We start from the raw sequence: 17,177 nt of genomic DNA, 5'->3' as shown, positions 1-17,177 counted from the left end.
TGGGGTCGCAGCGGTGGTGCCTGCAGGCAGGAGAGTTGTGTCACCCTCTTGTCGCAGGGTGCCCATTATCGAAGCTGTCGGGGTAACCAATCAGACGAATAGCGTGTCAAAAAGCGGGTATTAGCGACTTTCAGCTCTGCGTTTGGCTGATAGGCTGAGCTCCACTGAAAGCGGTAGACGAATGGCGCGCGTTGAGACAGGAGAGGCGGGATGGCAATCGAATCAGTTGGTGCGAGCGTGACGTCCGCGCTGTCACCCGCCATGAAGGACGGGGTGCAGCAACTTGAGCGCATGGCGGCTCAGGCCGCGGGGGGCAGCGGGCAGCCAGGCGAGATGTCTGAGGCGTCGTCGGACTTTGCCGGCATGCTCAAGGACTCGCTGGCGCGCGTCAGCCAGTCACAGCAGGTCGCGGCGGGGCAGGCCAAGGCCTTCGAGCTAGGCAGCCCGGATGTCAGCCTCGATCAGGTCATGGTGGCGGGCCAGAAGGCCTCACTGGAATTCGAGATGACCGTACAGGTGCGCAACAAGTTGCTCAGCGCCTACAAGGAAATCATGAACATGGCGGTATGATTCCTGTCCGCATTCCAATGAAAAAGGGCAGACGCGATGCGTCTGCCCTTTTTTGTTTGCTGCTGTTGGATATCGCTGGCGGAGGTTGAAATGCAAGAGCGCTGTTGGCTAAAAGGATCAAAATCAACCAGTCCACTATCCTCTGCCAGCGACGGGCCTGCCACTCTTACTGAGTGACAGGTCCATGCAGCATGCGAGCCAGAGATCAGCCCAGCAGTGACAGCACGTTCTGCGGCACCTGGTTGGCCTGGGTCAGCATGGATGTCCCCGCCTGCTGCAGAATCTGTGCAGTGGTCATGCTGGAGACTTCTTCTGCGTAATCGGCATCCTGAATACGCGATTGGGCAGAGGCCAGGTTGGTTTCGATGGTCGAGAGGTTGGTGATCGTGGAATCAAATCGATTCTGCAGGGCACCGAGGGCTGAGCGCTGACTATTGATATCATTCAGGGCATCATCAATATCGCTAAGAGGTGACAAGCCATTTTTAGAAATATCATCATTTGTCATAGCGGTGCTACTTGCTTCAAGTGTAACTGTATCATAGTTGGTACCACCAGCGGAGTCGCTGTTTGTAGCTGCAGCTTCATAATATTCGCCTTCAGCGGTTTTGATATAGTAGTTGTTGTCACTATCTTTAAACACGCTTGCTCCATCAAGCTCAGTGCCACCATCGTCTGTAATTGTGACTGTCGGGTCATCTGTCACAATTGTGTTATTACCATCATCGAAACCATTCCCGAATGAAGCTGCTTTAGGCAAACTGGTGACATCAAGTGTATCCAAGCCTAAAGATGACGAGTCGATTTTGTTGAGATCAATGTTGATTGTTTCTCCATCATTTGCACCAACTTGAATGGAGATGGATTGGTCTTCAGATAGCACTTTGACGCCATTGAAATCCGTTTCTCTTGAAATGCGGTCGATTTCGGTAGTGCGTTGGTTGATTTCGTCCTGAATGGATTGCAAATCTTCAGAACTGTTGGTGCCATTTTGCGCCTGAACCGTCAATTCTCGGATACGCTGCACGTTATCGTTGACCTGATTCAATGCGCCTTCAGCCGTCTGTGCGACAGAGATGCCATCATTGGCGTTACGCTGCGCCTGGGACAGGCCGGTGATTTGAGCGTCCATGCGATTGGCGATGGCCTGGCCGGCGGCGTCGTCCTTGGCGCTGTTGATACGCAGGCCGGATGACAGACGTTCCATGGAGGTATTCAGGGCGTTCTGGGACTTACTCAGGTTCTGCTGAGTCACCATGGAAAGGGTGTTGGTATTGATCACTGAAGCCATGTGTCACTTCCTGTCGTAATGGGGAGATAGATGGCGTGTCGCCAGTAACGACTCCTGTGCCGTTGCTTCAGTTATCGTCGCGGCGCGACAGAACTTTAGAAATTTTTTGCGGCCTTTTGATGTTGCTCGTTCCGGCTGTTCCGCTGGCTTTCCTTGCGCGCTCTCCTCACGGGTGCTCCTCGTGACATCCTCGCTCCACTCTCGCTTCACCTTCGCGACATTCTGTCGACCTGCTGGCGGGAGTTGTGCATATCTCGTTTTCCCTCCCTGTCTCTTCCTGGCTGCCTTCATTTCCGCCTCCCCGAGGCCCAATGGCGACGTAAGGCAGGAAAGCCGTCGCTGAGGGTAGCTATTCGAGCGAATGGTTTGTGGTGGGGGCGCGACAATACGCTGGGAACAGGAGTCCCGAGGATGGGGGGCACGACCCTGAGTCAAACGACCCCGAGGGATGCAAGCGAGGACCAGGACGCCGATGTATACCGCCAATGGGCGCATGGCCCAGCAGGATATCTACTCTGAATACCAACCGCTGGTGCGCCGGATCGCGCTTCAGCTGCAAGTGCGCTTGCCAGCGAGTGTCGATCTCGAGGATCTGATTCAGGCCGGCATGTTGGGGCTGTGTGAATGCGTGGGCCGCTATGAGCAGGGCCACGGCGCCAGCTTTGCCACCTATGCCAGTCAGCGCATCCGGGGTGCGATGCTCGATGAGCTGCGCTCGCGAGACTGGTTGCCACGCAGTGTGCGCCGGGCCGGGCGCGAGCTTGAGAGCGTGATCCAGCAGCTGGAGCAGAGTCTGGGCTATCCGCCCGAGGAGACCCAGATCGCCGCTGCCATGGGGCTTGCGCTGGAGGACTATCGACGCCTGCTGCTGGATACCAACAACGGCATGGTGATGTCGCTGGACGAGATGCTGGATGAGGATGGCGCTGCGCCGGGCGGAATCTCCACTCCCTACGCGGAACCCTTCGCTTTGCCCCACGAGGCGCTGGAGGAGGCCGATACTCGCCGAGCACTCACCGAGGCCATCGGACGGCTTCCGGAGCGCGAGAAGCTGTTGATGGCGCTCTATTATCAGGAGAATCTCAATCTCAAGGAGATTGGCGCGGTGCTCGATGTCACCGAGTCGCGGGTTTCCCAGTTGCACTCTCAGGCCGTGCGCCGTCTGCAGGGTGTATTGGCGCCGCATCTGGTGGCGCGGGCGGGCAAGCGTCGCCGCTGATCCTTTATCGTTTTGAGCCTTCTTCGTTTCCCTGGTCTTTCTCCCCCCGCTGAACCGTTTGCTGTTTCGGCTGCCCTTGTTTTTCTGTCCCTGTTCGCCCGCCGCTATTTCGCCCGCTCCAAACAAGAACACCGCCTCTCAGGGCGGTGTTCTTGGTTATCTCTTTTTTATTGTCAATCTTGGCATGCCGTCAGGCGTGATCAGTAGCTCTCGCGCTCCGGCTCCGACCTGACGCGGCGCTGCTCTTCACTGAGGTGCTGGGCCTGCTCGTCGATATGGCCATCCAGATGCCAGTCGTCTTCCATGCCAGTGACGCGGTCGTTCATCACGCCTTCCTCGTTGTCGACCTGCTGCACGACGCCTCCTTCTGTTTCAGAGGCCGCTTCCTGTTGCTGGGCAGCGAGTTCTTCCTCGCTAGGCTCCGGCTCAGGTTCGGCATCGAAGTCGAATTCCAGCTGACCGGTCTCGGGCTCGGTGATGGCTTCCTCGACCCAGGCGGCACTCAGCGGACTGGTGGTGGAGGGCGCCACCACATAGTGACCGGGGTGATCGCCATCCTCGGCATCCAGCACCTGACGCGGCTTGCTGGTGACACTGGCGGCGAGAATCACGATCAGCACGTGGATGGCGGTCAGGGTATAGAGGAAGCCGACGGCCCCGAAGCGCTCCATCAGCAGACCCGCGGTGAGCGGGCCAAGGATCGCGCCCGCGCCATGCATCAGCACCAGCGTGCCGCTGGCGGAGATGATCTGTGGCGTGGTCAGCAGGTTGTTGGCTGCCGCCAGGAACAGCGAGTACTGGGTCAGGATCAACCCGCCGAGCCCCGCCCCCAGCAGCGCCATGGTCAGCATGCTGCCACCACTGAACGGCACGCCGCCGATGGACAGCGCGATCGCCCCGACACTGCAGCCCAGAATCACCTTCTTGGCCGACAGCTTGTCGGAGAGCTTGCCCAGCGGCCATTGCAGCAGGGCGGCACCCAGAATGAAGGCGCCCATGAACCAGGAGACTTCCTGCACCGGCAGGCCGGCGCGGTCGGCATACACCGCGCCCATGCCGAAGACGGTGCCGTTGGCGATACCGGTGGCGAAGCCGCCCAGGGTGCCCAGCGGTGCCAGACGTAGCAGACGAACGATCCCCATGGCTTCCGGCTGCGCGCCTTCCGGTTGCGGTGAGGCGGACAGCAGCATCGGCACCAGCGCCAAGGACATGATCACCGAGACCAGGATGAACAGCAGATAGGTATTCGGGTTGGCGACGTTGAGCAGCAGCTGGCCACCGCCCATGCCCAGATAGGTGATCACCATGTAGATGGCCAGCAGACGGCCACGCATCTGGTTGGTCGCCTGGCTGTTGAGCCAGCTCTCCGCCACCACGTAGAGGCCGGCGAAGGCGAAACCGGTAATGAAGCGCATCGCGATCCACACCTCGGGCACCACATAGAGCGCGTGGATCAGGATGCACACCGAGGTGATGGAGGCCAGCGCCGCGAAGGTGCGCACATGGCCGACCCGACGCAGCTTGCGCGGTGCAAGCGTAGAGCCCAGCAGGAAGCCGGCGAAGTAGGCCGACATGATGATGCCCGTCATGGTGTTGCTGAAGCCTTCCGAGGAGGCACGAATCCCCAACAGACTGCCCTGCAGTCCGTTGGCCAGCATCAGCATCCCCATTCCCAGCAGCAGCGACCACAGAACGACCGCCGCGCCCAGACTGCTGGTCGGCTGCAGTCGCTTGGGCGGCGTGTCGAGCGGCTCGGTCTCGAAGGTGGGAGTGGGTATGGCTTCCTGCTGGGGGTGCGGCATGGAAGGGGCCTCATCGGTCAAGGTCGGTACCGTTTGAGCGGTGCCGACGAGATGTCAGGTACGACACTTGCGTGCGTGGTGATGGTCAGTCGTGGTTGGTCCTTGCGGGAACGGCGCTCAGTCTACCGACCGAATCCGCAGTCTGCGACCCGTGGCGCGCCATTGCGTGGATGAAAGGCGACAGATCTGGAAATTTGTCGCAATGATGTAATTGGCTGGATGGATATACAGTAACCCGTGAAATCCTGACCTCGGAGGGGCTGGGGGCACGCTGGCGTTGTAAAAGGCACGGCATCAAGCAAAGTGAAATATCCTGAAACTCCCTGTTGGCGGGGCCTGCGCGGGGGTTGGCCCTCTTGCATCGCTGGATGCACTCCTTGGCAACACACGTTGATGACACCACATGGTCGAGAGTTTCGTACGCAAAAAGTCTCGGAAAACCCGAGGGGTGGATGCATATACAGTGATGTGAATGGAGTGAGACAGCACCTCAGCGTCGAAAAAGCGCCGATCTGTCGCATGGTCGAATGGTCAGCGACCAAAGTAGATGCGAATCTGCCCGAGGACACACTCAACAACATCATAATCAAGAGGTTATTCATGACCCTGACCGCCGCACTCGCCAACGCTGATTCCGCCTCCGGAACTGACACCGTCTCTCGTCAATGGCATCGCCACGCTTCAATGTCTGCAACTCCTTCCACTACTTCTTCGCGTGTTGCCGCCCCGAGTCGCGCTGCCCTGATGGCTGGCGTGCTTGGCCTGGCTCTGCTGTCACCACTGATGGCGAGTGATGCCGAGGCGCGTGAACTGTCCGTCTCCACCGTGCTGTCGGATGCCTTCCCGTGGGGGCAGGCAGCCGAGAAGTGGGCGGAACTGGTAGAGGAGCGCTCCGGTGGCGATCTCACCCTGCGTGTCTATCCGAATGCCCAGCTGGTGGCGGGAGATCAGACCAAGGAGTTCTCGGCCATGCGTCAGGGGCTGATCGATCTCGCGGTGGGCTCGACCATCAACTGGTCGCCCCAGGTGCCGGAGCTCAACCTGTTCTCGCTGCCGTTCCTGATGCCGGACCACGCCGCCATCGATGCGCTGACCCAGGGTAAGTCGGGCAAGCAGGTCTTCGCCGCCATCGAGTCCAAGGGCATCATGCCGCTGGCGTGGGGCGAGAATGGCTTCCGTGAGGTGTCCAATTCCTCGAAATCAATCACCACGCCGGACGACTTGAAAGGCCTGAAGATTCGTGTGGTGGGGTCGCCGCTGTTCCAGGACACCTTCACGGCGCTGGGCGCCAACCCGACCCAGATGAGCTGGGCGGATGCCAAGCCGGCGCTGACCACCGGTGCGGTGGATGGTCAGGAGAACCCGCTGTCGGTGTTTGATGTCGCGCGGATCGATCAGGTCGGCCAGACTCATCTGACCCTCTGGCACTACATGGCGGACCCGCTGATCTTCGCCGCCAACCAGCGTGTCTGGAAGTCGCTCAGTGAGGAGGAGCGCACTCTGCTGACCGAGACCGCCAGGGAAGCGGGTGCCTGGGAGATCGCCATGAGTCGTGAAGGCAATGCCCAGCGGCTGGCGGATATCGAGGCGCGCGGCGTGAATGTCGTCAAGCTCGATGACGATGCGATGCAGGCCTTCCGTGATGCCACCCAGTCGGTCTACGAAAGCTGGACACCGAAGATCGGTGAGGCGCTGGTCGAGACGGCACGTGCCGAGGTCGAGGCCTCGCGCTGAGTCTGGCCATGATCGCCGCTGATCACGGAGCAGATGACATCGGGAATAATGCGGTCTGTGCGCGTTATTGAGTGAAGAACCACGCCGGGGCCTGACAGCCTCGGCGTTCGTGTGGATCGCGTGTCATGTCGCAAAAGTCGCAACAACCGTCTCAACAAGCCTCACATCAAACTGGCACCAGCGCAGCGCCTGCCCCCGTGGATAGGCCACCGCCACGCGTGCGGCCGGAATCCTGGCTGGCGGCGCTGGCGCTGGGCCTGATCGGCATCATCAGTCTGGCCAACGTGGTGGTGCGTTACGCCACCGATGCCTCCTTTGCCTTCACCGAGGAATTCTCGGTCTTCCTGCTGGTGTTGCTGACGCTGGCGGGCGCCTCGGTGGCGATTCGCCGTCAGGCACATATTCGTATCGCGCTGCTGGAAGACGTGCTGCCGTTGCCGCTGTGGCGACTGGTGGTGGTGTTGCAGACCCTGGCGGTACTTGTCGTGCTTGGATTGGTCGTCTGGTTTGGCGGCACCTTCGCGCTGGAGGAGTATCAGTGGGAGTCGCTGTCACCGGGACTGGGCCTGCCCAACTGGTGGTACGTGATCTGGCTGCCGATATTGGCGCTGGCGATGGCCTGGCGCCAGCTGCAGCAATGTGTCGAGCGTCTTGCGCAAGGGCCTGGTCATGGACCCGGTCAGGATGCGTCGCCGGAGCACAAGGAGTCAGATCATGAGTCCTGATCTCTGGTTGCTCGCAAGCTTCGCCGCGCTGTTGATACTCGGCGTGCCGGTCGCCTTCGCGCTGGGGCTGTCGGGGGCGGTGGGTATCGTCGCGGGGCTGCCGGTCAGCATGCTGGCCACCTTGGGGACCAATACCTACAACAGCATTGCCAAGTATCCGCTGATCGCCATTCCATTGTTCATCCTGACGGGGCTGGTGTTCGAGCGTGCCGGAGTGGCGGCGCGGCTGGTGCGCTTTGCCCAGGCGTTGATCGGGCCGCGTCACGGTGGCCTCGCGCTGGTGGCAGTGCTGGTGTGTCTGATCATGGGCGGCATGAGTGGTTCCGGCCCGGCAGATGCCGCCGCGGTGGCGATGGTGATGATTCCCAGCATGACACGGGCGGGCTACCCCAAGGCGTTCTCGGCGACGCTGATTGCGGCCTCGGCCTCCACGGCGATCCTGATCCCGCCCTCCATCGCGTTGATCCTCTATTCCATCGTGGTGCCGGGGGTGGATCTGCGCGCGCTGTTTGCCGCAGGGCTGATTCCGGGCTTGCTGGTCGGTGCGGCACTGCTGGTACCGGCCTGGGTGCTGTCGCGGCGCTATCGCTGGGAAGATCCGACTCAGGTGGAACGTATCGCGCTGGGTCCGGCGTTCCGCTCAGCGATCCCCGCGCTGCTGGCACCGGTGATCATCCTCGGCGGGCTGCGCTCAGGCCTCTTCACGCCCACGGAAGCGGCGGTGGTGGCGGCTGCCTACGGGCTGTGTGTCGGGCTCTTCATCACCCGTGAGCTCAAGCTCTCTCAGGTGTGGGAACTGCTCAGGGAAGCAGCGGTGATCTCGGGGGTGGTGATGCTGATCATCGCGCTGGCGGGCATATTCGCCTGGGCCGGCACCATGCTGGGTACCTTCCGCCATCTCGCCGAGTGGTTGATCACGCTGTCCGATAGCGGCACGGTGCTGCTGATTCTGGTGATGGTGGCGGTACTGATCGCCGGGATGCTGCTGGATGCGGTCTCCATCTACCTGATCCTGATGCCGGTGCTGATTCCGGTGATGCAGCACTTCGGGTGGCATCCGGTATGGTTCGGGATTCTGCTGGCCATGAACATCGCGATCGGCCAGTTCACGCCGCCGGTGGCCGTCAATCTGATGGTGACCAGCAGCGTGGCCGGTGTCCGACTCGAGAAGACCGTCGGATGGGCGATAGTCTTTGTCGTGGCGATGCTCGCGGCCCTGGCAGTGGTGATGCTGTTCCCGGAACTGGCGCTATGGCTGCCGCGCATCCTCGGTTATGCCGTGTAACGCAACCGAGTGAGCGCGTTGTTGAGTGCGAAAGCGAAGCGGAGCCTTCAAAAGCGGCTTGTCGAGAGGCAAGCCGCTTGTCATGACTGCCACACCCACCAGATGTTCTGCCCGGACGCTGTCTTCACTCGCTCCCCCTACTGGAAAACCCAGCAGGGGGAAGCACTTGCGCACTGTCGCGTCTCATCACGAGCACGTGGCAACTCGCTTGATAAATGTTAGCCTGCATATATTCTTGTGGGGTGGCGGGCGCTTGAGACCTTGAATGCAGGCGGACCTGCCTCCATTGGTTGACGTTGACTGAGCGTCAATGCTGGCGACCAATCTCGCCTATCGCCCCCGTATGCGTGATCTCACCTCCAGAGGATCTCCAAGGACATGTGTCGATGAACGAAACACCCCCTGACATGCCATTGGCAGGTTTCAATGCACTGCACGAGATGGTGGTGGGAGAATTCCTGATCAGCCCCATGCTGGTCTATGCGCTGGCGGCGCTGGTGATCGCCGGGTTGATTCGCTCGTTGCTGCACCGGGTGCTTGCCAATCATGAGCTATGGTTCGAGGCCTGGTTCGACATCTCGCTCTTCATCATCTGTCTGACGGGAATCGTCGCACTGGTGACCTGACGCCTTCACCGAATCGCGTCTGGTCCGTCACTCATCGTCATCGCGACAGCGCTCGCGTCGCAAGCGTCAGATGTCCCTCGTCATTTACCTGTCGCGTCACTGTCGCAACGTCACCCCATCTTCGAAGGCGGTCGAGCTCAGGCGTCACTGGCAAGCATCACTCTGCGCAACCTCGTGTGAGCCGAGGCTCCCGTCAGGATCAACTCTTCAAGGAAACTGCATGAGCAAGTCTCGACAGAAAGTCGTGAAATGGGTCATTACCCTGTGTCTGGTGGCCGTGGCGGTCTGGTGTGCCATCTGGCTGTGGAAGACCTACATGTACAGTCCCTGGACGCGGGATGCTCGCGTGCGTGCCGAGGTGATCACGCTGAGCCCTGACGTGTCCGGCTGGGTGAGTGAACTCAACGTGGCGGACACCACTCGCGTCAAGCAGGGTGACGTGATTCTGCAGATCGACCAGGCCCGCTATGCGGCGGCACTGGCTCAGGCCAAGGCGAGTCTGGCCAGTGCCAAGGCCACCTTGCGGCTCAAGGAGCATGAAGCCAATCGACGCAGTCGCCTGACCAACCGGGCGATCAGTGAAGAGGAGCGTGACAGTGCTCGCCTCGAGGCCGAGGTGGCTCGCGCCGATGTGCAGCAGGCCGAGGCGGCGCTTCAATCCGCGCAACTGGATCTTGACCGTACCCAGCTGACCGCCCCGGCGGATGGCAGCATCCTCAACATGCACCTGACGCAGGGCAACTATGTGACGGCGGGTACTTCGGTCATGGCGTTGATCAAGGATGACTCCTTCTATCTCAGCGCCTATTTCCAGGAAACCAAGTTGCAGCATGTGCGCAAGGGAGATCCGGTCCAGATCACGCTGATGAGCGGCAACAAGGACTTCAAGGGCCGTGTCGTGGGAATCGGTGAGGGGATCGCCGATGACAATACCGCGACCAATGCCCAGCAGCTGCCGCAGGTGAGTGCGACCTTCAGCTGGGTACGCTTGGCACAGCGCATCCCGGTGAGAGTGGAGTTCGATGATATCGAGGCGGTACGGGCGTCCGGGGTCAATCTGGCGGCAGGCATGACGGCGAGTGTCCGGCTGCTCAGTGACATCACCGATGCCGAGGACAGCGGCCACGGAGCACCTTGATCGATGTCTCCGGCACTCGCGGCGTTTCTCAGACCCTCTTCCTTTGCCCTGAAGTTCGCCTTCAAGGGTGTCCTTGCCATGTCACTGGCACTCTATGCGGCCTTCTATTTTGATCTGGATCGCCCGTACTGGGCGCTGATCTCGGCGGCCTTTCTGCAGATACGCCCGATGTCGGGGATGGTGGTCGAGAAGGGCATCTGCCAGATCGCCGGCACCGTGGCGGGTGTCGGTGTCGCCGTCGTGATCATGGGGCTGTTTGCCCAGGCGCCGGAATTGGCACTGGGCAGTGTCACCCTGTGGATCGGCCTGTGCATCTACGGGGCTTCGCTCACCCACAACAACCTCTCCTATGGCTGCGTGATGGGGGCGGTGGCCTGCATGATCATCGTGGTGCTGACGTCCTCGGCGCCCGGCAACTTCTTCTCGGTGGCGCTGGCTCGCCTCAGTGAGTTGAGTCTCGGTGCACTGTGCGCCGTGCTGGTCAGTGCGCTGGTCTGGCCGATACGTGTGCGGGACCATCTGGGGCAGCTGGCGGATACCGCCGTCAACGCCACCTTCCGTTACATGGCGCTGGCCTTCTCGGACCCCTCCCAGGATGACCTGAGCGCCGAGCAACGTCATGCCGAGGAGAATCGGGAACGTCAGGCGATGCTCGAACAGATGATGACCGGCCTTGGGGCGCTCAACAATCTCGAGATCGATGCCCACTCCGCGCGATATGAGGGGCCTCAGGGCAAGGGGCGTATCCGCGGTGTCCATCTGCTGACCCGGCGGAGCATGCGCCTCTATGCCACCCTCAAGGCGCTGCATCAGCTGCGTCACCCGGAATTCTTCCTGCGCCATCACGCCACTGGCGTTGATGGTGAGTCCGAGCACCACAACCCCATCGACGACGACGGGCAAGACGATCAGCTCGCGCGTCCCGCCGTTCAGCAACCGGAGCGCTTCAGTCAGCCGACACAGGACCTGATGCAGCGACTCGGCAGCGCCTTCCAGAGCATGGCCGACAACCAGGGGATCGGGCAGGCACGCGCCACCTTGAAGGAGCTGCGCGGAGAATGCCTGAGAATCTCGCGCGGTCAGCGCAATCTGTCTGCCCTCGAGGCACGGCTGCTCTATAGTCTGCGGGAAGTGCTGGGCCATGCGCTGGTGATGCTTCAGGCACGTGAGGTCATCAATCATCCCGGTCGCCATCAATTGCGCCAGCCCAGTCTGAGCTGGCATCGCGATCACGGACGAGCGGCGACCAATGCGCTGCGTGCCATGCTGATCTTCGGGACTACCTCCATCTTCTGGCTGGCGACGGCCTGGGACAATGGGGCGGTGGCCATGCTGCTGGGCACGTTGTTCTCCGGTATCTTCGCCAGTCGCGATGACCCCGCCCCCATCATCCCCATGGTGCTCAAAGGCCTGCTGTTCGCCGTGCCCAGTGTGCTGTTGTTCGGCAATGTCCTGTTGAGTCAGGCCCAGCATTTCGTGCCGTTCATTCTGATCTTCAGTGTGCCGTTGTTCATCGGCCTGATGGGGTCCGTGGTGCCGGTGCTGGCGGGGATCTGTCTGCCGTTCGTGGTGTTCAATATCCTGCTGGTGATGCCCGACAACGGCATGACCTTCGATGTGGCCTATACCCTCAACCGGAGTCTGGCGGCCGGGATCGGCCTGATCGTGACCATTCTCGGGTTTCGCCTGATCCCGGTACCCGGGGCCGGCTGGGACAAACGCCAGCTGATCCAGACAACGGCAAGTGATATCCGGGAGCTGGCCGAACGCCCCGCTCAGCAGGTGGACAGCTGGTTCGGGGGACGCATGGGAGATCGCCTGCTGCGTCTTGCCCGCCATGAGCAAAGCCGTCAACAGGAACAGCAGTCACGTCAGGGCGGGGCCGATTCATCTGCGGTCGCGGACGAGCCACAGGGAATGCCTCTGATGTCTCTGGGCCTGACAGGCATGGATATCGGGCGCGGAATAGGCTTCGTGCGACGGGAGCTTGGCGAGAACATGTCCAGGCCCGTGCAGCGTGCCTTGCAGAGCTTGATTCTGGCGCTGGCGGAGGATTTCGAGCGATGCAGTCAGGGCAAGCGACCCAGGCGTCTTCAGAAGGCCGGGCGCCGATTCTCGCAGACCATCGCCGAGCAGGACGCCATGAGTCGCCACAAGCAAGCCTTGCTGGCGGGCTGGTTGGAGCGGGTGCAACTCACCCTCGAGAGTGATGCGTTGCGTCAGAACGCGTGAATCTGACGCCTGATCAATGTTCCGCGCTAAGGCGTCGGGTGGTCCGTTAAAAAACGCTAATAAAAGCAACCGTGGCAAGAGCATCTGGTCTATCATTGTAGATATCTGCTCATATCTGAGCGAAATGCATGAGATGTCTACTACGGGGGAGCATCATGGCTTTCATGAATGACATCAGCAACTGTGGTCGTGATGCCCCTGATCGCTTCAAGCGCGTCACCTTCACGACGCAATACCTGCACGAATTGAGCCTGTATGTGCTGCCCGGCAGTGAAGTGCTGCTGCGAGTGAGCCAGGCCGGTGAGGACCTGATGCTGTTGCAGTTCGATGATGACTTCTACGCCGAGTTCATTGCCTCGCGCATCGTCGACTGGGTGGCGGAGAATCCCCGGGCCGACAAGGAAGATCTGACGCTCTGGATCAAGACGCGTGCCCGCGCCGAAGTCCCCATGATCCAACAGCATCACGTCTATTGAGACTGTCCGTGCCATCAAGGCGCCCTGAGACAGATGTCTCAGGTATCGAAACGACACAGGCCACCCCTTGAGGTGGCCTGTGTCGTTTCTGTCGCCCTTGGCTTTCAGAGGCATGTCGTGGTCAGAAGCTGCCAAACAGGCTGCCCAGCGTCACGACACTGATCAGTGCCAGCATCGGGAACGCCACGGTCATCATGAACATCTGTCCGTAGGACTGGCGGTGAGTCAGCTTGCAGATGGCCAGCAGCGTGATGACTGCACCTGAGTGCGGTAGCGTATCCATGCTGCCAGCCGCCAGTGCCGCCACACGGTGCATCAATTCAGGGTCTATCCCGGCATTGACGGCCATCTCCATGTAGGTCGAGCCCAGTGTCGAGAGCGCGATGCTCATGCCGCCCGAGGAGGAGCCGGTAATCCCTGCCAGCACGTTGACCGCCACGGCCTCCGAGATCAGCGGATTGTCGGGGTAGAGCCCCAGTACTGCCTCCTTGACCAGTGCAAAGCCGGCCAGGCTTGCGATCACGGCGCCATAACCGACCTCCGAGGCGGTGTTGAAGACGGGCAGCATGGCACCGAAACAGCCATTGTTGACCGTCGTCTTCAAGTCAGCCCACTGCTTCCAGCGAGTCACCACCAGCCAGAGTGACGCACAGCTCAGCGCGATCAATATCGACCACATGCCGGTGGCGCCGGCCGGGTCCAGCTCCGGGAAGGCATCATTGAGATAGGAGAAGTCGATGCGCGGGAAGACAAGGTAGGTGAGCAGGGCATTGAGTCCGATCACCAGTATCAGCGGGATCACGGCTGACAGCATGCTCATGCGTGCCACCGGTGTATCGTCATTCAATGCCTCATTGTCATGCTTGCCGTAGCCTTCGCCCTGCGCCTGAGCTTTCGTGGCTCTGCCCTTCAGCCACCAGGTGCCCAGCCCCAGCATGATCAGACCGGCGATGATGCCAAGTCCGGGAGCCGCGAAGCTGTTGGTCTGGAAGTAGGGAATCGGAATCGCGTTCTGGATCGCCGGGGTACCGGGCAGGGCGGTCATCGTGAAGGTGAAGGAGCCCAGCGCCAGTGCCGCGGGCAGCAGTCGCTTGGGTGTCGAGGTGCGCCGGAAGAGCTGGGCACCGATGGGATAGACGGCGAAAGCCACCACGAACAGCGAGACGCCACCGTAGGTCAGCAGGGCGCAGGCCAGCACGACGGTGAGGATCACATGGCGGGTTCCGAGGCGCCTTACCAGTCCCTCGGAAATCGCGTGGGCAGCCCCGGAATCCGCCATCAACTGGCCAAACAGGGCACCGAGAATGAACAGCGGGAAGAACTTGGCCAGGTAGCCGCCCAGCTGGCTCATGAAGGTGACGGTATAGCTGGGCAGCAGGGCGCCTGCATCACCTGAAAGCACGACGGCAAGAGCCGCCATCACAGGTGCCAGCAACAGAACGGTGATACCGCGGTAGGCCAGGAACATCAACAGTCCCAGCGATATCAGAATGGCAAGAATGCTCATGAAGGGGACATCTCGTGGTTGGCGTTGTAGTCATGGTGTGCCGTCTGCCAATGACGACGTATGTCCTGTGAACAGGTGCGTTTCCTGTAATTATTTCTTTATATGGACTGTTCTACAGTGACATCTGGCTCACGGTAGAGTTTGTCTGACAAGAGGACAATGCGGCTTAAGTGGCAGCGTGGGACTCCCGTATCGGGGGTTGGCAAGGCGTGTGGTACAACAGATAGAATTTATACCGTTATCTTTCGTTTGAATAAAAAATCCTACCAATTCCGCAAGTCACCAGGGCTGAAGGGACCATCGTGTCAGCAGAAGACCTGCCACGGGAAGGGGCTGTGTTCTCAACACCGCCAGCGGCAAGCTCTTGACGAAAACTCTTGTTGGCAACTGTCGCCTTAAGAAAAAGGCGGTACCCGGAGGCACCGCCAGAAACGATCGAACCATCCGCCGGTCGCGAGGCCGACAGGGGTCATGGAGTCATACGTACGTGACGCTTGTCTGGATGATGGCAAGGCTACTGAAGCGCTCCGTTGCTGTCATCGCCTTGGACATCTCCTCATGCCATGCGCCAGATACTGACGCCAGCGGGAGCGAGCTGTTGGCCTCCGCAGATCCAGCCATCTTCCGGCACCAGGCCTTCGGGTAGCCAGCGTGGTTCAGGCGAATAATTGAAGGCAAACACCAGATTGCCTCTGCAGCGCAGGCGCACACCCTCCGGCAGGGCGGTGGTAAGGATGGCTGCCTTGCGACATTCCTCGACCAGCACGGCCATGAGGGTGTCTTCTTCAAGCCAGGCGGTCAGATAGCTGACCCCTGCGCGCTCCGTGAGAGCCGCTTCTCCATCATCGAAACGAGTCACGACCCTTGCCGTGGTTCGCGTGCTGTCGAGCAGGTCTCGCCAGCGCAACGCGTGGCCATGATAACCATTGGCTGTGGTGACCCCGGGGCAGGCACCGGGGCGCAGACCATCTACCCGATCGACCGTGACGCCGGCCAGCTCGCCGAGGGCGCCCGGTGCCAGTTGATCGGGTATCTGGAAGTCTGGCGTGCGTGAGCCGGAGCGTGCGCCGATCACGATACGGTTGCCGCTGTCACGTGCAGCGCTCAGGCGTGCCGCAAGCGCATCGTCGGCAATCACCTGACAGGGCAACACGACGAGAGGATAGCCACTGACATCATCACGAGGGGAGACGATGTCGATGTCCAGACCCAGCCTGCGAAGGGCGCTGTACCAGCTCAGATGCAGTTCCAACGCATCGAAGTCCTCGGCATGCGGTTGAATCTGGCAGGCCCAGATCGAGGCATAGTCGAACATCAAGGCCACAGGGGCCTGTTCGGTCTCGATCTCGCGCCCACTGAGGCCTTCTGCGCTCAAGCGAGCCAGTTCATCGCGGACCTGCAACAGCTCCGGCCAGGCCGAGGCCGGTGAACCATCCGGACGCAACAGACCCGCATGCATCTGTTCCTGCGCGAAGGGGGCCTGACGCCAACGGAAATAGGAAACGACTTCCGCGCCATGGGCAAAGGCCTCATGGCTCCAGAGGCGAACCATGCCGGGCAGTGGGGCGGCATTGCTGATGGCCCAGTTGACCGGACCCGGCTGTTGCTCCATGACCCACCAGCGCCCCTTGCACATGGCGCGATAGAGGTCGTGGTGGAAACCGGCGAAATCAGGGTGGCCCTGTTGGCGATAGAACGCCTTGGTGGCCTCGGGATGGGCACCACGCTCCAGAAAGCCCAACGGGTAGCTATCCCAGCTGGCGATGTCCAGGTCCCGGGCGACGTCAAAGTGGTCAAACTCCGTGAACAGGCCCATGAAGTTGTGCACGATATCGACGTTCACGCCGCTGTCTCGCAGCGTCTGGACCTGAAGCCGGTTGTACTCGACCACCATGTCGGAGCAGAAGCGACGATAATCCAGCACGATCGCCGGATGTGGCTCGGTGACGGTGCCGACCGGCGCCTCGACCTGCGAGAAGGCGGTCACCTCCAGGCTCCAGAACACCGCGCCCCATGCCTCATTGAGCGCTTCGACACTGCCGTAGCGTTGTTCCAGCCACTCAGGGAAGCCTGCGCGCGCCGCTCGAGAGTAGCTGAGGATGGTGTCGTGACAGCCGTATTCGTTGTCGGTCTGCCACGCCATGATCGCCGGATGAGTGGCGTAGCGCTCCCCCATCAGACGCACGATACGCTCGCTCTGAGTGCGATAGACGGGCGAGGAGAAGCAGTAATGGCGACGTGAGCCATACCCTCGCACCTGGCCATGCTCATCGACGGCCAGTATCTCGGGATGGGCATCCACCAGCCATTTCGGGGGCGTGGCCGTCGGGGTTCCCATCACGATCTTGAGACCGGCGCGGGCAAGCACCTCAACGGCCTCGTCGAGCCACTCGAAACGCAGCTCTCCGGAGCGCGGCTCCAGCCGACTCCAGGCGAACTCGCCTATGCGCACCACGCGAATGCCGGCCTCGAACATGTCACGGGCATCCTGCGCCCAGCGCTCACGCGGCCAGTGTTCCGGGTAATAACAGACGCCGAGTTGCATACAGGTCATCCTTGAATCGGTGAAGTG

Annotated in this window: 13 protein-coding genes; 9 read left to right on the top strand and 4 right to left on the bottom strand. The window is 60.9% G+C overall.

The features are described from left to right. The first annotated feature begins 210 nt into the window (after nucleotides 1–210). On the top strand, nucleotides 211–570 hold the full coding sequence (gene fliE, locus HXS65_RS11895) for a flagellar hook-basal body complex protein FliE (protein WP_176493939.1): 360 nt from the start codon (nucleotides 211–213) through the stop codon (nucleotides 568–570). A gap of 205 nt (nucleotides 571–775) precedes the next feature. On the opposite strand, the gene HXS65_RS11890 is transcribed toward fliE, so the two are convergent. Further along, entirely contained in the window at nucleotides 776–1,861 is a 1,086-nt protein-coding gene (locus HXS65_RS11890) for a FliC/FljB family flagellin (protein ID WP_176493938.1), read from the bottom strand. A gap of 472 nt (nucleotides 1,862–2,333) precedes the next feature. On the opposite strand from HXS65_RS11890, the gene HXS65_RS11885 reads away from it, so the two are divergent. After that, nucleotides 2,334–3,080, top strand: a complete 747-nt coding sequence (locus HXS65_RS11885) for an RNA polymerase sigma factor FliA (RefSeq protein WP_176493937.1) — start codon at nucleotides 2,334–2,336, stop codon at nucleotides 3,078–3,080. A 200-nt stretch (nucleotides 3,081–3,280) separates the two neighbouring features. On the opposite strand, the gene HXS65_RS11880 is transcribed toward HXS65_RS11885, so the two are convergent. Continuing rightward, nucleotides 3,281–4,882: an MFS transporter gene (locus tag HXS65_RS11880; protein ID WP_176493936.1), complete on the bottom strand. Its 1,602-nt coding sequence runs from the start codon at nucleotides 4,880–4,882 to the stop codon at nucleotides 3,281–3,283. 744 nt (nucleotides 4,883–5,626) lie between these two features. Here HXS65_RS11880 and HXS65_RS11875 point away from each other — a divergent pair. From HXS65_RS11875 to HXS65_RS11845, 7 genes are all read left to right on the top strand, one after another. Next, nucleotides 5,627–6,616: a DctP family TRAP transporter solute-binding subunit gene (locus HXS65_RS11875; protein WP_255304504.1), complete on the top strand. Its 990-nt coding sequence runs from the start codon at nucleotides 5,627–5,629 to the stop codon at nucleotides 6,614–6,616. 197 nt (nucleotides 6,617–6,813) lie between these two features. After that, the gene (locus tag HXS65_RS11870) at nucleotides 6,814–7,341 is read left to right on the top strand and encodes a TRAP transporter small permease (protein ID WP_255304493.1); all 528 of its coding nucleotides are present in this window, start codon (nucleotides 6,814–6,816) and stop codon (nucleotides 7,339–7,341) included. Further along, on the top strand, nucleotides 7,331–8,626 hold the full coding sequence (locus HXS65_RS11865; RefSeq protein WP_176493934.1) for a TRAP transporter large permease: 1,296 nt from the start codon (nucleotides 7,331–7,333) through the stop codon (nucleotides 8,624–8,626). The genes HXS65_RS11870 and HXS65_RS11865 overlap by 11 nt, the downstream gene beginning before the upstream one ends. 386 nt (nucleotides 8,627–9,012) lie before the next feature. Continuing rightward, nucleotides 9,013–9,252 carry a DUF1656 domain-containing protein gene (locus HXS65_RS11860; protein ID WP_240499517.1) on the top strand — a complete coding sequence of 80 codons (240 nt, stop codon included), beginning with the start codon at nucleotides 9,013–9,015 and terminating at the stop codon, nucleotides 9,250–9,252. Nucleotides 9,253–9,472: 220 nt separating this feature from the next. After that, a complete protein-coding gene (locus HXS65_RS11855; protein WP_077376306.1) occupies nucleotides 9,473–10,390 on the top strand; it encodes an HlyD family secretion protein in 918 nt (305 codons plus the stop codon). A 3-nt stretch (nucleotides 10,391–10,393) separates the two neighbouring features. After that, a complete protein-coding gene (locus HXS65_RS11850) occupies nucleotides 10,394–12,622 on the top strand; it encodes an FUSC family protein (protein WP_176493933.1) in 2,229 nt (742 codons plus the stop codon). Nucleotides 12,623–12,777: 155 nt separating this feature from the next. After that, nucleotides 12,778–13,098, top strand: coding sequence for a hypothetical protein (locus HXS65_RS11845; protein WP_176493932.1), 321 nt, complete (start codon nucleotides 12,778–12,780; stop codon nucleotides 13,096–13,098). A 121-nt stretch (nucleotides 13,099–13,219) separates the two neighbouring features. Here HXS65_RS11845 and HXS65_RS11840 read toward each other — a convergent pair whose 3' ends face one another. Together HXS65_RS11840 and HXS65_RS11835 are read right to left on the bottom strand one after the other, a co-directional pair. Then, complete coding sequence (locus tag HXS65_RS11840) at nucleotides 13,220–14,605, bottom strand: GntP family permease (protein ID WP_176493931.1); 1,386 nt, start codon at nucleotides 14,603–14,605, stop codon at nucleotides 13,220–13,222. 556 nt (nucleotides 14,606–15,161) lie between these two features. Continuing rightward, a complete protein-coding gene (locus HXS65_RS11835) occupies nucleotides 15,162–17,150 on the bottom strand; it encodes a beta-galactosidase (protein ID WP_176493930.1) in 1,989 nt (662 codons plus the stop codon). Nucleotides 17,151–17,177: the final 27 nt, after the last annotated feature.

Origin of the sequence: Cobetia sp. 5-25-4-2, assembly GCF_013374075.1 — a bacterium.
Classification (GTDB): Bacteria; Pseudomonadota; Gammaproteobacteria; order Pseudomonadales; family Halomonadaceae; genus Cobetia; species Cobetia marina.
This window is presented reverse-complemented; position numbering and strand designations above follow the sequence as displayed.

What these genes read in the sequence shown, in the direction of transcription:
- fliE (WP_176493939.1), top strand. Translation starts at nt 211, where the DNA reads ATGGCAATCGAATCAGTTGGTGCGAGCGTGACGTCCGCGCTGTCACCC.
- HXS65_RS11890 (WP_176493938.1), bottom strand. Translation starts at nt 1,861, where the DNA reads ATGGCTTCAGTGATCAATACCAACACCCTTTCCATGGTGACTCAGCAG.
- HXS65_RS11885 (WP_176493937.1), top strand. Translation starts at nt 2,334, where the DNA reads ATGTATACCGCCAATGGGCGCATGGCCCAGCAGGATATCTACTCTGAA.
- HXS65_RS11880 (WP_176493936.1), bottom strand. Translation starts at nt 4,882, where the DNA reads ATGCCGCACCCCCAGCAGGAAGCCATACCCACTCCCACCTTCGAGACC.
- HXS65_RS11875 (WP_255304504.1), top strand. Translation starts at nt 5,627, where the DNA reads ATGGCTGGCGTGCTTGGCCTGGCTCTGCTGTCACCACTGATGGCGAGT.
- HXS65_RS11865 (WP_176493934.1), top strand. Translation starts at nt 7,331, where the DNA reads ATGAGTCCTGATCTCTGGTTGCTCGCAAGCTTCGCCGCGCTGTTGATA.
- HXS65_RS11860 (WP_240499517.1), top strand. Translation starts at nt 9,013, where the DNA reads ATGAACGAAACACCCCCTGACATGCCATTGGCAGGTTTCAATGCACTG.
- HXS65_RS11855 (WP_077376306.1), top strand. Translation starts at nt 9,473, where the DNA reads ATGAGCAAGTCTCGACAGAAAGTCGTGAAATGGGTCATTACCCTGTGT.
- HXS65_RS11850 (WP_176493933.1), top strand. Translation starts at nt 10,394, where the DNA reads ATGTCTCCGGCACTCGCGGCGTTTCTCAGACCCTCTTCCTTTGCCCTG.
- HXS65_RS11845 (WP_176493932.1), top strand. Translation starts at nt 12,778, where the DNA reads ATGGCTTTCATGAATGACATCAGCAACTGTGGTCGTGATGCCCCTGAT.
- HXS65_RS11840 (WP_176493931.1), bottom strand. Translation starts at nt 14,605, where the DNA reads ATGAGCATTCTTGCCATTCTGATATCGCTGGGACTGTTGATGTTCCTG.
- HXS65_RS11835 (WP_176493930.1), bottom strand. Translation starts at nt 17,150, where the DNA reads ATGCAACTCGGCGTCTGTTATTACCCGGAACACTGGCCGCGTGAGCGC.